The sequence below is a fragment of the Erythrobacter sp. W36 genome, assembly GCF_057364935.1.
This window is the reverse complement of sequence record NZ_CP200281.1, coordinates 451,412-466,145: the sequence shown is the minus strand read 5'-3', so window position 1 is coordinate 466,145 and position 14,734 is coordinate 451,412. Positions and strand designations below refer to the sequence as shown.

The window sequence follows — 14,734 nt, the reverse complement described above, 5'->3', positions numbered from 1 at the left end:
GGTCCTAGTCGAGCGCCTTCACGATCTCTTCGACCATCTTCTTCGCATCCGACAGAAGCATCATCGTCTGGTCCATGTAGAACACATCATTGTCGACCCCGGCATAGCCGACCCCGCCCATGCTGCGCTTGATGAAGAACACCTGCTTCGCCTTGTCGACGTCAAACACTGGCATGCCGTAGATCGGTGATGATTTGTCGGTTTTCGCCGCCGGGTTCACCACGTCGTTCGCGCCGATGATAAAGGCGACATCGGCCTGCGCAAATTCGCTGTTGATGTCCTCCAGCTCGAACACTTCGTCATAGGGAACATTCGCCTCAGCCAGCAGCACATTCATGTGCCCCGGCATCCGCCCGGCAACCGGGTGGATCGCATATTTCACCTCGACGCCCTTCTCCTTCAGCGTGTCGGCCATTTCGCGCAGAATGTGCTGAGCCTGAGCCACCGCCATGCCATAGCCGGGAATGATGATGACCTTTTCCGCCTGCTCCAGCATGAAGGCCGCGTCGTCTGCACTGCCTTGTTTGTAAGGGCGCTGCTCGCGCGCCTCGCCATCGCCGCCGCCTGAGCTGTCCGCGCCAAAGCCGCCCGCGATCACGCTGATGAAACTGCGGTTCATGGCCTTGCACATGATGTAGCTGAGGATTGCGCCGGAAGAGCCAACCAGAGCGCCAGTGATGATCATCGCGCTGTTGCCCAGCGTAAAGCCCATCGCCGCCGCCGCCCAGCCGGAATAGCTGTTCAGCATGGAGACGACGACCGGCATATCCGCGCCGCCGATTGGGATGATCAGCAGGAAGCCGATGATAAAGGCGAGCACGGTAACGGCTATGATCAGCTGCCCCTCGCCCGCGCCTGCCTCGGTCGACATCGCGTAATAGGCGATCAGGCCAAGGATCGCGGCCAATGTGCCGAGATTGATCACGTGCCGCCCGGGCAGCATGATCGGCGATCCGCTCATCCGGCCGGAGAGTTTTAGGAAGGCAATGACCGAGCCGGAGAAGGTAATCGCACCAATCGCGATACCGAGGCCCAGCTCAATCCGGCTGACGACCAGGATTTGCCCGGCAGCGTCGGTAATCCCGAAACTTGCCGGGTCCAGCCATGCGGCGAGGCCCACGACCACGGCGGCCAAACCGACCAGCGAGTGAAAGCCCGCGACCAATTCTGGCATCGCCGTCATGGCGATTTTGCGAGCGACGGTGACGCCGATAATCCCGCCTAGGAACATCGCAATGCCGATCTCCGGCAGGGTCGCGATGCTGTGCGTCACCAAAGTGGTGACGACCGCGATCAGCATACCGAGCATGCCATAGCGGTTACCCGCGCGGCTGGTCGCTGGGCTGGATAATCCGCGCAATGCGAGGATGAAGAACACGCCGGAAATGAGATAGGCGAGCATCGCCCAGGCTGGGGTGCCTGCGCTCTGGACGGCTACCGATTCTGTACAGGTTCGGGTCGAACGCCGCGCAATCCTCGATAGGCGTTAAGGAGCTTGGTGAAGGAAGGCACATCCTACTTCTCCTTCTTCTTGTACATGGCGAGCATTCGCTCCGTCACGGCAAAGCCGCCGAAGATGTTGATGCTGGCCAGCACAACACCGAACAGGCCGAGATATTTGGCTGTAGGGCTGCCCGCCTCAGCCGCCGCAATCAGCGCGCCGACGATGATCACCGAGGATATCGCATTGGTCACTGCCATCAGCGGCGTGTGTAACGCCGGGGTGACCGACCAGACAACGTAATAGCCGACAAAACAGGCCAATACGAAGATCGATAGGATTGAGATAAAGTCCATTGGTTATGCAGCCTCCCCGGCACGGGGAGGGGGACCAGCCGCAGGCTGGTGGAGGGGACTCGCCGCACGCGCGACGATTGCCTCTGCGGTCGCATCGACATCCGCCAACACGCGGCGCGCGGCCACCCGCAAAACCCTGAACCCGTTTTCTTTCATGAATGCGATACGCCTCTCGTCAAACTTGGCGCGATCAAGTGAATCGTGTGCGCTGCCATCGACTTCGACGACCAGCTTTTCAGACAAGCAGCAAAAATCGGCGGTATAAGGGCCTATCGGATGCTGCCTGCGGAATTTGAAGCCCTGTGGACGGGCGCGAAGGCGCTGCCACAGCATACGTTCGGGCATCGTCATGTTCTTTCGGAGTTCACGGGCGCGCATGACCTCTGGTCTGGCGACGAACCGCGCGTCCCCTCCACCGCGCTGCGCGCGGTCCCCCTCCCCGTAGCGGGGAGGATTTGGGATGCTCAAACTCACCCCTGAAGCCTCTCGTTCACCACCTTGCCGCTCTGCGTCAGGCGGATCGCATCGCCGATCTCTTCGTCGAGCTCTGGCTTGCCCGCTTCCTTGTCCCAGAACGCGCTGAGGAAATTGAAGTGGTTGCGCGCGAACAGGGCCGAGGCATCGGCGGGCAATTGCGCGGGCGTGTTGGCGTAGCCGATGATTTTGACGCCGTGCTTCTCGACGGTCTCGTCGGGTTTTGAGCCCTCAACATTGCCGCCTTGTGCCACTGCGAGGTCGAAGATCACGCTGCCCGGCTTCATTGTCGCGATTTGCGCGTCCGTGATCAGCACAGGCGCAGCGCGTCCGGGGATCAGCGCGGTGGTGATCACAATGTCCTGTTTCGCGATATGCTCTGAGACAAGCTTGGCCTGAGCCGCCTTGTACTCGTCGCTCATTTCCGTGGCGTATCCGCCCGAACCTTCGCCTTCAATTCCGGCGACATCTTCGACAAAAATCGCTTTTGCGCCAAGGCTTTCGATCTGTTCCTTAGTAGCGGATCTGACGTCGGTTGCGGACACTTGCGCGCCCAGCCGCCGCGCGGTTGCAATCGCTTGCAGGCCAGCAACGCCGACGCCCATGACAAACGCTTTCGCGGCTTGAACCGTGCCAGCGGCCGTCATCATCATGGGAAAGGCGCGGCCATAGGTGTCCGCCGCAGCGAGCACCGCTTTATAACCCGACAGGTTCGATTGGCTGGAGAGCACATCCATGCTCTGCGCGCGGGTGATGCGCGGCATAAATTCCATTGCTAACGCCTCGAGCCCGGCAGCGGCATAGGCCTCTACCCGCGCTGTATCGCTGAACGGATCAAACAGGGCCGCGACCCATGCGCCGGATTTCGCGCCTTTCAGCGCTTTTTCGTCAGGTGCTTGAATGCCCAGAACGATGTCCGCATCTTTGACCGTGGCGGCCGCTTTGCCGACGCTCGCGCCGGCCTCTGCAAACGCCTCATCCGTAATGGAGGCGTGCAATCCCGCCCCGCTTTCGATCGCCACTTCGTTGCCTAAGCCAATGAATTTTTTGACTGTTTCCGGTGTCGCGGCAACACGCGTTTCACCGGCGGCTTGCTCTTTAAGAACGGCGATCTTCATGCAGGCGTCCTATTCAGCGATCATCATGATGACGAACAGAGTAATCACGCAAATCAGGGGAATGGTCCACTTCAGCGAAGCAATGAAGCTGTCATAGGTTGATTTTGCATGGTCCATATCGTTGGCTGCCATCGCGCATATTCCTTCAAATCGTTGTCTAGCCTCACAAAAACCCTTTGCGTGAGACGTTCTGGATATGCCCTATCGAAGCGCGCGGACAAGCTCAAGCCCGTGCGAATGCTCGGTACAGGAAAAGCAGGATTGAACGTCCCTTTAGGGGATTTGCGAAAGGAACAGCGATTAGCCTTAATCGGGTCTTTACTCCTGATCGCTAAGGCCATCCCTTAAGTGACCTTGGGGGAAGGCTCTCAAGGCGTTTTGGGATGGTAAACGTCGATGTCCGAACTGGAAACGCGCCTGATAATGCTGATTGATGACGAGCCGGCACAAAGCCGCTTGATCTCAGCTATTGCCGCGCGTGAAGGCTGGCGGATTATCGTGGCGAGCGACGCGGAAGAAGCGATCGCGATGCTGGGCACGCGCGAGGGCATGCAATTGTCCGCGATCCTGCTCGATCAGTGGGTGCCGGGCGATGATGCCTGCGGCCTTATCCAAGAGCTGAAAATTCGCCGCCCCGCCCTGCCGATCCTGATGCTGACGACCAGCGCGTCGCCATTGCTGGCCGTGGAAGCCATGCGAGCAGGCGCGAGCGATTATCTCGTCAAACCGATTTCGCCCGACCGCCTGATGGAGGCGCTGCGCAGCGTCACCACCCGCGAAACGCCAAAGAATGAACTCGCCCCGCTAACCGAGAAAATGTCGGCGACGCTCGATTTCGATGCGATGATTGGCACCGCGCCAAAATTCCGCACCGCTTTGGCTCAGGCCGCCAAGGCTGCGCGCGGCCATGGACATGTTCTGATCGAAGGCGAAAGCGGCACCGGCAAAGAAATGCTGATGCGCGCGATGCACGCCGCCAGTCCGCGCAGCAAAGCGGCGCTGCGGGTGATCAACATCGGCAGTGTGCCGCCGAACTCGGTCGAATCCGTCCTGTTCGGGCATGAGCCAGACGCCTTTCCCGGCGCGTTTGATCGCCAGATCGGCGCGATGCAGCATTGCGACGGCGGCACGCTGCTGCTCGATGAAGTTGACCGCCTGCCCAATGAGATGCAGGCCCGCTTGGCTGAAACGCTGGAAAGCGGCATCGTCCGCCCGGTTGGCGCAGCCCACGGCTTCCGCGTCGATGTCCGCCTGCTTTCGGCGAGCAATTACTCGCTGGAGCGGCTGACCAAGACCAAGCACTTTGACCAAAAACTCGCTGATAAGCTGGGCGGGACCAAGCTCGAATTGCCGCCACTGCGCGAGCGCACGGGCGACATTTCGGCTCTGACCCGGCATTTCCTTACCCGCATTGGTGAGCAGCCGGGCCTCAACCATCTATCCATCAGCGACAGCGCGCTGACACTGCTCGCCGCATTCGATTGGCCGGGCAATGTCCGCCAATTGCAATCCGTTTTGTTCCGCGCGGCGGTCTATTGCGAAGATCAGACGCTGACCGCTGACAGCTTCCCTCAGCTCTCTGAAATGCTCGGCGAGCTGGAACAGCTCACCTCGCCTCAGCACGAGGGTGTGGGCGTGATGCTCTACACTGAGGATGGCAATTTGCGGCCACTCGAAGAGATCGAGGCTGACGTTATTCGCCTCGCCATCGGCCATTATCGCGGCCGCATGACTGAGGTTGCACGCCGTCTGGGGATTGGCCGCTCGACGCTGTATCGCAAGCTTTCCGACCTTGGGATCGACAACGCCGCTTGATACGCGAATGCGATCCGCCTAGCGCAGGGTCATGACACAAATCCAAGATTTCTCCGGGCGCACGGCGCTCGTCACTGGCGCCTCCTCCGGCATCGGCGCGGCATGCGCGAAAGCTCTGGCGGCGCGCGGCGCAAGCAAGCTGTTTCTGGTGGATCTCGATACCGCCGGAATGGAAGCGCTGAACCTCAGCTGCGACGTTGAACACATCACCGGCAGCGTCGCGGACGAGACCCTATGGCAGGAGCTGGAGCCGCGCCTCACCGGGCTGGATCACGCCGCCGTTAACGCAGGCATTGGCGGACACGGCCAGATCGCAAACCTCGACTTTGCCGAATGGCGCCGAGTAATGGACGTTAATCTCGATGGCGCGTTCCTGACCCTGCGCGCAGCCATGCGAGCAATGAAAGACGGCGGCGGCAGCGCGGTCATCACCTCTTCTTCCACTGGTGTAAAAGCCATCGCGGGCATCGGCCCATACGGCGTTGCGAAAGCGGCGGTCTCTCACATGACCCGCATTGCTGCGCTCGAGGGTGCGCCCAACAACATCCGCGTAAATGCCATCGCGCCAGGCGGGGTCGACACCAACATCTGGGAAAGCTCAGATGACTTTAAGCGCTCGGTCGAAACGCAGGGCCGCGAGGCAACCATCAAGGCGATGGCCAGCACCACGCCGCTGGGCCGTTTCGCGACCAGCGAAGAGATCGCGGGCGATATCCTCTATATGCTGTCGGATGCAGGTGCGAACCTGACCGGCCATGTGCTGGTGTCTGACGGCGGCTTCACACTGTAAGCCGCCGCCAAAGCTAAACTAAACTCAGAAGCTCACTGTCTGGGTTACTCGGGTCTCACCCTCGCTGCCGCGCATGCTCATGGTGAAGCTTTTTGCGTCCCAGTCGATCTCGACTAGGCCAAAGTTCTCTTCCGAGATGAAGTCCGTGATCCGCTTTGGATCGGGCTCGCGCGCCGTGTTGCGCTCGGTTGAGGAGAATGAATAGTTCATCGAAGAGCTGGTCAGCTCCCACAATTGCTCGCCCGCTTCCGCTGGCGTGTCGCGGTAAATGCCGCCCGCATGCCGGTCACCCGACAGCATCACAACGCCGCTTTCTTCGCGGTTTGCCAGCATACCATAGAGCTTGGCCCGCTCCAGCGGCAGCGCTTCCCAGCTTTCGTAATTATGCGCATCTGTGATCACTTGGATCGAAGAGACGACCACCCGCAGATCGGCAGGCTTGGCCAATTCCTGCTCTAGCCATTGCCACTGCGCATCGCCGAGCATGGTTTTGCTCGCATCATTGCTCGGTACATATGGGCCAAGCGGCGGGCGCTCTGGCGAGTAAGGCATCGCATCAAAGTCAGAGCGGAAGAAGCGGGTGTCGAGCATGATGATCTGAACGCGCTTGCCATCCGCGCCGAACATGCGGCTTTCATAAATGCCAGGCCGCGATTTCACTTCATCAGAGGATCCCCAAAAAGTTTCGAAAATCGTCTCTGACCAACCACGGAATGCAAAATTCGCGCCGCCATCGTTGAAACCAAAATCGTGATCATCCCAGGTGATCATCATCGGCACTTTCGTGCGAAACTCAGTCAGCTCAGGTGTTTCCGCCTGCAATTGATAGGCAGCGCGCAAAGTGCTGAGTGAAGCGTCCCCTTTCCAGAATTGATCGCCGTAATTGTTGTCACCGATAAACAGGAACACATCCGGGTTCGCCGCTGCAATCTGCGCCCACATATGCTGGCTGCGCGATTGGTGATTGCAGCTGCCAAAGGCGATCCGCGTCAGCACGCTGTCTGGCGCAAGCGACACGTTCGCAGGCGCAACCGGCAGATCGATCTGGGTCTGAAGTTTTGCGTAATAGGGGGCGAGCAGCTCATCCGCGCTCAGCGCAACTTCGTTTGCGCCGCCTGAATGGCCATGGTCATCAGCAAGTGCGGGCGAAGCCACAGAAACAAGCAATCCGGCGATGAGAGGCGAGAAAACGCGCATAGGTAAGCTCCAAAAGGCAATCTGGTTTGTCTGGTGAGCGCTTGCCATGACCTTTCTATGACACGCAAACAAAATCCCCCTCCGGCGCGGGCCAAAGGGGGATTTCGTACTGTTCGGCGCGCCGTCAATCGGCCCGGCCATCGCCAAAGCGCGGTCGCTTAGAAGCGGTAACGCACACCGGCCAGCAGGCTGACGGTTTCAAACCGGCCATCCAGATCAGCGTTAAACGCATTCGCGCCGCCGCCAACAAATGTCCGCTCAAAATCGAGGCCCGATACCCGCTGATAGCGCACGCGGGTCTGAAGCTCGATATTGTCGCTAAGGACAAACTGAACGCCAATATTGCTTTGCAGCGAGAGGCCCGTATCAGAGCCGGTCACAGCGAAGGATGGCGCGGTCGCTACGCCGTTATTGGGGAAATAGTTTACGCCCGGCTCCACTTCAGCGACGCCGATGCCGCCGCCCCAGAAAGGGATGACTTTCTGCTTGTCAGACCAGCGAATGTCGGACTGATAATTGATCGAGAAAGTGTTCACTTCGGCGCTGCCGCCAAAGGTCTGATTGCCGCCGTTGAAGCTGCCGCCGCTTACATCGGCTTCGGCATAGGAATATTCGACTTCAACGCTCGGCTGGAACAGGCCGAAAATGTGCTTTGGAATGCGGTAGCCAACAGCAACTGTGCCGACGAAGCCTTCGTCCGATTGCACGTTCACGCTGGCAGGCGCGCTTAGCCACGCCGGGGGATGCGCCTTGCGGGTCTTGAACGCCGTCGAAGGTTTCATCGCTGGGCGAGGTTACGCCAGCCTGCAGCGATACGTAAACGCCGCCTTCTGGGGTGAAATCATCCGACTGAGCGGCGGCTGGCGCAGCGAAAGCCATCGCCGGAAGAGCGAGCAGGAATGCGAGGGTGCGCGGGGGAATTGAGAAAATCATCTGCGGGGGTCCAATCTTAAATGGGGGATGCCTCCCCATTCGCGCCCCTCCCTTGTGAGGTTACACGGACCCGCTGGTTTTATTTCACAACTGGCAAATTTTCGTAGGTTTCGCAGGCACCCTAAAGCGGCGGCAAATGCGCAAAATCCGTCAGCGCCGCATCGCGCATTCCGCGCCAGACATTGCGCGCCTGAACCGTCTCGGCAACGTCATGCACCCGCAGGATATGCACGCCCGCATTCATGCCGAGCGTCGCCAACGCCAGTGATCCGCCAAGCCGCTCATGCGCGCCTGCCTCGTTCGACAAAGCCCCGATCATCCGCTTGCGGCTGACACCCAGAAGGATCGGAGACCCCAGCGCATGGAGCAATGGCAGCGCGTTCAGCAATGCGAGGTTTTCCGCCAGACTTTTGCCAAAGCCAATGCCAGGATCGAGGATGATCTTATCCTCGGCGATGCCCGCCGCGATGGCGTTGGAGCGGACCTCTTTGAGGAAATCAAACACGTCGAAGACAACATCTTTGTAATCGCCGCCCTCGTGCAAATCCTCGCCGCTGCCTGGAGCATGCATTAGGATCACCGGGCACAGCGCGTTCGCGACTAGTTCAGCGGTGCGCGGGTCATAGCGCATGGCCGAGACGTCGTTTGCTGCATGCGCGCCAGCGGCCAGCGCCGCCTCCAACACGCCCGCGCGCCGAGTGTCGACGGTGATCGCTGCGCCCATGCTGGCGCAATATTCCACCAGCCGGCAGGACGCGGTCCTTCTCGTCGCCCTCCCACGTCGCGGCGGCGCCCGGGCGAGTACTCTCCCCGCCAATATCGATGATGCTCGCGCCCGCCTCGAGCATGGCGGAGGCATGCGCGCAGCCCACATCCGGCTTTTCCAGAAACTCGCCCCCATCGGAAAAACTGTCAGGCGTCACATTGAGAATGCCCATCACCTGCGGCTGATCAAGGCGAATGGTGCGCTCGCCCAGCTCGAGCGGCGCGTGGGCCTTTTGCAGGTTGGCCCATTGCCCGCGCGCCTCAGCTTCCAGCTCGCCGCCGAGCTTCGCAAAGGCTTCCTCCGCCTCGCGCACGCCGAACAGATGCCGCGCTGTGACCGCGCCGTCTTGACGCACCACGCAGGCAAAGCGGCTGGCATAGACCATCGAGCCAGCAAGCTGGATCGCGGCCCCATCATTGTGCTGAGGACCCGGCGCAAAGCCGATCGGACAGATATAGACGCTCTCACTCATGGGCATCAGGGTTAGGACGCAAATCAGCCAGCGCAAAGGCCTCAATTGTCTCCGCACACAAAAAAGGGGCCATGCCTGCTGGCACGGCCCCTTTCCCGAGGATATTTAGCGATTATTCGCCGCCGAACTTGAACCTCACGCTCGGCAGAGACAATCGATTGCTCTGACTCGATCCCGAGCGTTGCGGGAAGCAGGTTCAGCTCAACATCGCTGTCTTCGGTGGTGGCGCGGTAGGTGTATTGGCCAAACACCTCGGCGCGTGGTGAAAGCGCAAAGCTCGCGCCCGCCATCAGCTGATAGGCAAAGCCGCCATCGTCATCATTGGCAACATCCACGCCCGATGGCGAGAACTCCGCATCGACCCATTGGTAGCCGAGGCCCGCGCCAACATACGGCTTGAACGAGCCGCCGGTATTGATGTCGTAAAAGACGTTACCGAAGACGCCGAAATTGCTGACATCGCCCTGGCCATCGGCGATCACTGCGCCAACGGTGGGGTTTGCCGGATCGGCAGCCCCGCGGGTCAGGACGGCCACATCAACGCCGTCAATATCCGCGCCGCCAACGCTCAGGCCGGAATGGCCCGATACGTCATATTCGGAATAGGCCCCTTCCAGCTCCACGCGGAAGCCATTGGCAAAGGCGTATCCAACCTGCCCGCTCAGCGCGAGGCCATTGTCGAATTGGGAATTCCATTCCAGCGGGGTTTCCGCAGCAATCGCGTCAAAATCAGCGGTTGCCGCAACATCGGCATCAAATTCTCCTGAGTTTTGGCTGTCACTGGGCAGGCTGATCCCGCCGCTGACGCCAACATATGGCCCCTCGGCCAAAGCCGCAGAGGGAACCGCGAGCGCACCAATGGCGGCACCGGTAAAAGCGATATATTTAAAGGACTTTGTCATGATTTCCTCGAATTAGGTTACGCCCCCGAACACGCAAAATCGCGCTGGAAACATGAACCTAAGCTGCGGAAATCCGGTGCCTTGCGGCGAGCTGCCTCTAGTCTTCGTTGGCCAACAAGAAGCGTTGCCTGGCTGCGTCGATTGGATTCACATCGGCGCCGTCATCGAAGTACCAGAACGTCCAGCCGTTACAGCTAGGCGCTTCTTGCAGGTCTTTGCCGAGCCCGTGGATTGAGCCGATCTGTTTGCCATTTGCGCCGTCCAGTTCCAGCGAGCCATCGGCGCGAACGGTTGCGATCCAGCGGCGTTTCTTGTCGAACACCTTCGTGCCCGGCTTGATGTAGCCATTTTCCACCAAAGTGCCGAAGGCGACGCGCGGCGCGACCTTCTTGCTTTGCATGGTCTCAATCACGCTTTCATCCAGCGGCAGTTCTTTTTCGATCCGCTTCATCGCGACGCCGCGGTAGAAATCCTCGCGCTCGCAACCGATCCATTGGCGGCCCAGGCGCTTTGCCACCGCGCCGGTGGTGCCCGTGCCAAAGAACGGGTCGAGCACGACGTCGCCCTTTTCCGTGGTGGCCAGCAGCACGCGGTAAAGCAGCGCCTCGGGCTTTTGCGTTGGATGGGCTTTCTTGCCGTTTTCCTTCAGCCGTTCCTGCCCAGCGCAGATCGGCATCACCCAATCGCTGCGCATTTGCAGCTCGTCATTGAGCGTCTTCATCGCGCGGTAGTTGAACTGATAGCGGGCCTTTTCGCCCATGCTCGCCCAGATCAGGGTCTCATGCGCATTGGTGAACCGTGTGCCTTTGAAATTCGGCATCGGATTGGTCTTGCGCCAAACGATATCGTTGAGGATCCAAAAGCCGAGATCCTGCAGAATTGAGCCGACGCGGAAGATGTTGTGATAGCTGCCGATGACCCACAGGGCGCCGTCCGGTTTCAGCACGCGGCGCGCCTCGGTCAGCCAGTCGCGGGTGAATTTGTCATACAGTTGGAAGCTGTCGAATTGGTCCCAGTGATCGGTGACAGCATCAACTTGGCTGCCATCGGGACGGTTGAGGTCGCCGCCCAATTGCAGATTGTACGGCGGGTCTGCGAACACGCAATCGACGCTGTTGTCGGGCAGCGAGCGCATGGCCTCGACACAATCACCAGACAGGATCTGGCCAACCGGCACATCAGCAACAGGCGCAGCTTTCGCTTTGCCCGCCTGCTTTGGCGATTTTGCAATTACTGTCCCTGCCCGCAGTTTTGCGGTTTCCATCACACCCATCATATTTCCCCGAACCGCGTCTAGCCGCGCAAAGTTATCCACAGGGTGAGTCCAAGCGGACTCCACGTCAAGACAAACTTGATCGGCTTTTATGGTTAACAAGCAGTTAGCGGCGCAAGTTCACACGCGGAACGAAACAAGGCCCCACAAGATATGGAGTCTCGCGCGGCGGCGGGGGCCGAAATAGAGGGGGTGTGGCGCGAAAGACTCAAAACCTGTCTTTGCGGCCAAACTAACTCACATGAACACGAACACGACATTGCCAAGGAACGCGGCGAGCAGAACGAGGCCCATGGCCCGCCCGATCGATTTTGCGAACCACAATAGGCCAAGCAAGGCGACCGCGCTGGCGATCAGCAGGCCCATTTGAACGCCCAGCAAGTTCTCTGGCAGGGCAAATGGGGCGATCCCCATGGTAACGCCGCCGATCAGCAGAATGTTGTAGATGTTTGAGCCAACGACGTTGCCAATGGCAAGGCCTGGCTTGCCGCGCAGAGCCGCCGCAACAGACGCCGCGAGTTCCGGCAGCGACGTGCCAAAGGCAACCACGGTGAGGCCAATCGCGGTCTCGCTGACCCCGAACAGGGTCGCCAGATCAATTGCACCGGTCACCAAAATCTGACCGCTGAACACCAGGACCGCGAGGCCGAGCGGCGAACAGCGCCGAGGCGACATAGCCGTTCTCTGGCGCGTCATCGTCATCATCGTCTTCTTGCGCCGCACCGGGATAGCGATAGCGCCAGACGATATAGCTAACGATGCCCACTAGAAGCGCGCCGCCAATCCAGCGCGCGCCCAATTGCGAATAGGCCAAGGCTGCAAGACCAATCGTGGCGATCAAGGCGACCACGGCATCGCGCCGCCCGCCCCCGGTTAGCGCAATCGGCATAACCAGCGCCGTCGCGCCGAGGATCAGCAAAGTGTTTGCGAGGTTGGAGCCGACGATGTTGCCCCAGGCGATGCCCGGCGATCCTTCAAGCGCAGCCTGAACGCTGGCGACCATTTCCGGCATGCTGGTGGCAAAGCCAACGATCACCAGACCGGTGACCAAAGTGGAGATACCGAGCTTTTGCGCAATGCCCACTGCACCGCGCACCAACAGTTCGCCGCCAATCGCCAGGCCAACCAGGCCCGCAAGGCTCAAGAGAATCGCGTTCAACATGCGCGGCGCTTAAGCGAACCGCAGGAAACTTAAAAGCGAATAGAGAATGTTGAGGGTCGGGGTGAATAGATCTTAACAACTGCCTTGCCACCCGCACCCTCCACCCTTTCACCCGGATGATATCCCGGTAGGCTCCGGGTGGAAGGGTGGAGGGTGCGGGTGGCTACGGCGCGCACGATAGAGCGCTCAAAGCAAAGACGCTTGAGCAACAGGTGCAAAACTGTAGCGGTGCAGCGGTGTCGGCCCGTGCTTGCGCAGCGCCTCCATATGCGCGGCCGAACCGTAACCCTTATTCCGCTCCCAGCCATATTCCGGGTATTTTTGCGCGGCCTCAATCATAATCCGATCGCGCCATTCCTTCGCAACAATGGAAGCAGCCGATATCGCGGGCTCAATCCCGTCTCCGCCCACGATGGAGCGCGCTGGCCAGCGCCAGCCATCGCGCCTGCCCGCTGGCGTCATATTGCCGTCGATGATGACCTCATTGATTGTCTCGATCCCGCGCTCAGCCAATGCTGCGCACAGCCGCGCAGTCGCATCCGTCATCGCTTGAAAGGTCGCTTGCAGGATGTTGATTTCATCAATCTGCGGCGGCTCAATCACGCCCACGGCCCAAGCGCAGCTTTCGCGAATTTCCAGATCGAGCCGCGCGCGTTTTTTCGGCGAAAGTGCCTTGGAATCCGCCAAACCTTCAGGTGGTGACTTGCACAAGACGACGGCTCCCGCCACTACCGGGCCAGCCAGCGGGCCCCGTCCCGCCTCATCAACACCAATTATGACCCCCGATTTCGAAAAATCTGGGGCACCAAATTCTGTTTTGGGAGTTCCAGAGACCATGATGAAATTTTCCAAGCTCGCATTCGCCCTATCCCTCCCCGCATTCGCGCTCGCAAGCTGCGGCAATGCAAATTCCGTGGACGAGACCGCTGCCGAAGGCGCGGCCGATCCCACCAACGTCAGCTACAATGTGGAGCCGATGGGTGAGTTCAACGAACCCTGGGCGGTCGCCTTTGCGCCGGGCACGGACATGATCTTCGTAACCGAGAAACCCGGCACCATGCGGGCAGTGGACAGCAAGAACGGCACAGTGATGGAAGTCACCGGCATGCCTGAGGTTGCCTATGCTGGCCAAGGCGGCCTGGGCGATATCGCCTTCCTGCCTTCGGAAACCGGCCTGGACAGCCGCACGATCTATTTGAGCTGGGCCGAAGCTGGTGACGGCGGAAAAACGGGCGCAGCGGTTGGACGCGGCACTTTGTCATGCGAGGCGGAAGCCTGCGCCGTTTCAGGGCTGGAAGTCATCTGGCGGCAGTCGATCAAGACCGGCAAGCGCGGCCATTATTCCCACCGCATCGCCGTTTCTCCGGATGAGCAATATCTGTTTGTCTCAAGCGGCGACCGCCAAGAACTGGAACCCGCACAGGACAACACCAACAATCTGGGCACCGTCGTACGCCTCAACCTCGATGGCACGCCAGCAGAGGGCAACCCCTTTGCCGATCAAGGCGGTATCACTGCAGAGATCTGGTCCTACGGTCACCGCAATGTGCTGGGCCTGGCGTTCGATCCAGACGGCCAATTGTGGGATCTGGAACACGGGCCAGCGGGCGGCGATGAGTTTAACAAGGTCACGCGCGGCACCAATTACGGCTGGCCAACGGTTTCCGACGGCGAGCATTATAATGGCGACCCAATCCCGAACCACTCGACCCGTCCAGAATTTCAAACCGCCGCGATTGGCTGGACCCCAGTGATCGCGCCGGGTGACTTCCTGTTCTACACGGGCGATGCGTTCCCCGCTTGGAAGGGTGACCCGCTGATGGTCGGCCTCGCCGCGCTCGGCATCGTGCATGTAGAGATTGACGGCGACACCGCAACCGAAGTGGCGCGCCACACGTTCGACGCGCGCATTCGCGGAATTGAGCAAGGCCCGGATGGCAACATCTGGCTGATCGAAGACGGCGAAGGCGGCAAGCTGCTTAAAGTTTCGCCTAATTGATTGGGCTTAGATCAGGACATCCATCCTGATCTAACC

At 60.0% G+C, this 14,734-nt stretch carries 15 protein-coding genes and 1 pseudogene; 3 read left to right on the top strand and 13 right to left on the bottom strand.

Features of this window, described 5'->3' with window-relative positions; all coding sequences use genetic code 11:
* Positions 1–4 precede the first annotated feature (4 nt).
* The 5 genes from AC0V6U_RS02200 to AC0V6U_RS02180 form a co-directional block, all read right to left on the bottom strand.
* Positions 5–1,402 (bottom strand): NAD(P)(+) transhydrogenase (Re/Si-specific) subunit beta, encoded by a 1,398-nt coding sequence (locus AC0V6U_RS02200; protein ID WP_472644599.1) that lies wholly within the window; start codon positions 1,400–1,402, stop codon positions 5–7.
* A 113-nt stretch (positions 1,403–1,515) separates the two neighbouring features.
* Complete coding sequence (locus AC0V6U_RS02195) at positions 1,516–1,797, bottom strand: NAD(P) transhydrogenase subunit alpha part 2 (RefSeq protein WP_472640940.1); 282 nt, start codon at positions 1,795–1,797, stop codon at positions 1,516–1,518.
* A gap of 3 nt (positions 1,798–1,800) precedes the next feature.
* A complete protein-coding gene (locus tag AC0V6U_RS02190) occupies positions 1,801–2,175 on the bottom strand; it encodes an endonuclease domain-containing protein (protein WP_472644598.1) in 375 nt (124 codons plus the stop codon).
* A 92-nt stretch (positions 2,176–2,267) separates the two neighbouring features.
* A complete protein-coding gene (locus tag AC0V6U_RS02185) occupies positions 2,268–3,389 on the bottom strand; it encodes an NAD(P) transhydrogenase subunit alpha (protein WP_472644597.1) in 1,122 nt (373 codons plus the stop codon).
* 9 nt (positions 3,390–3,398) lie between these two features.
* Positions 3,399–3,521 (bottom strand): hypothetical protein, encoded by a 123-nt coding sequence (locus AC0V6U_RS02180; protein ID WP_472644596.1) that lies wholly within the window; start codon positions 3,519–3,521, stop codon positions 3,399–3,401.
* A gap of 264 nt (positions 3,522–3,785) precedes the next feature.
* Between AC0V6U_RS02180 and AC0V6U_RS02175 the strand changes: the two genes are divergently transcribed.
* Entirely contained in the window at positions 3,786–5,204 is a 1,419-nt protein-coding gene (locus tag AC0V6U_RS02175) for a sigma-54-dependent transcriptional regulator (protein WP_472644595.1), read from the top strand.
* A 31-nt stretch (positions 5,205–5,235) separates the two neighbouring features.
* Positions 5,236–5,994, top strand: a complete 759-nt coding sequence (locus AC0V6U_RS02170; RefSeq protein WP_472644594.1) for an SDR family NAD(P)-dependent oxidoreductase — start codon at positions 5,236–5,238, stop codon at positions 5,992–5,994.
* A gap of 24 nt (positions 5,995–6,018) precedes the next feature.
* On the opposite strand, the gene AC0V6U_RS02165 is transcribed toward AC0V6U_RS02170, so the two are convergent.
* The 8 genes and pseudogenes from AC0V6U_RS02165 to AC0V6U_RS02130 all read right to left on the bottom strand — a co-directional run bounded on the left by AC0V6U_RS02165 (position 6,019) and on the right by AC0V6U_RS02130 (position 13,536).
* Positions 6,019–7,191, bottom strand: coding sequence for an alkaline phosphatase D family protein (locus AC0V6U_RS02165; RefSeq protein ID WP_472644593.1), 1,173 nt, complete (start codon positions 7,189–7,191; stop codon positions 6,019–6,021).
* A 158-nt stretch (positions 7,192–7,349) separates the two neighbouring features.
* Positions 7,350–7,973, bottom strand: a complete 624-nt coding sequence (locus AC0V6U_RS02160) for an outer membrane protein (protein WP_472644592.1) — start codon at positions 7,971–7,973, stop codon at positions 7,350–7,352.
* A gap of 272 nt (positions 7,974–8,245) precedes the next feature.
* Positions 8,246–9,362 (bottom strand): annotated as a pseudogene (gene folP / locus AC0V6U_RS02155) (dihydropteroate synthase).
* Positions 9,363–9,403: 41 nt separating this feature from the next.
* Positions 9,404–10,264, bottom strand: coding sequence for an outer membrane protein (locus tag AC0V6U_RS02150; protein ID WP_472644591.1), 861 nt, complete (start codon positions 10,262–10,264; stop codon positions 9,404–9,406).
* Positions 10,265–10,361: 97 nt separating this feature from the next.
* On the bottom strand, positions 10,362–11,537 hold the full coding sequence (locus AC0V6U_RS02145; protein ID WP_472645685.1) for a site-specific DNA-methyltransferase: 1,176 nt from the start codon (positions 11,535–11,537) through the stop codon (positions 10,362–10,364).
* 237 nt (positions 11,538–11,774) lie between these two features.
* On the bottom strand, positions 11,775–12,149 hold the full coding sequence (locus AC0V6U_RS02140; protein ID WP_472644590.1) for a sodium:calcium antiporter: 375 nt from the start codon (positions 12,147–12,149) through the stop codon (positions 11,775–11,777).
* Positions 12,133–12,699 carry a sodium:calcium antiporter gene (locus AC0V6U_RS02135; protein WP_472644589.1) on the bottom strand — a complete coding sequence of 189 codons (567 nt, stop codon included), beginning with the start codon at positions 12,697–12,699 and terminating at the stop codon, positions 12,133–12,135. The genes AC0V6U_RS02140 and AC0V6U_RS02135 overlap by 17 nt, the downstream gene beginning before the upstream one ends.
* 186 nt (positions 12,700–12,885) lie before the next feature.
* The gene (locus AC0V6U_RS02130; protein ID WP_472644588.1) at positions 12,886–13,536 is read right to left on the bottom strand and encodes a ribonuclease HII; all 651 of its coding nucleotides are present in this window, start codon (positions 13,534–13,536) and stop codon (positions 12,886–12,888) included.
* Here AC0V6U_RS02130 and AC0V6U_RS02125 point away from each other — a divergent pair.
* Complete coding sequence (locus tag AC0V6U_RS02125; RefSeq protein WP_472644587.1) at positions 13,535–14,698, top strand: PQQ-dependent sugar dehydrogenase; 1,164 nt, start codon at positions 13,535–13,537, stop codon at positions 14,696–14,698. The genes AC0V6U_RS02130 and AC0V6U_RS02125 overlap by 2 nt on opposite strands.
* The last annotated feature ends 36 nt before the right edge of the window (positions 14,699–14,734 follow it).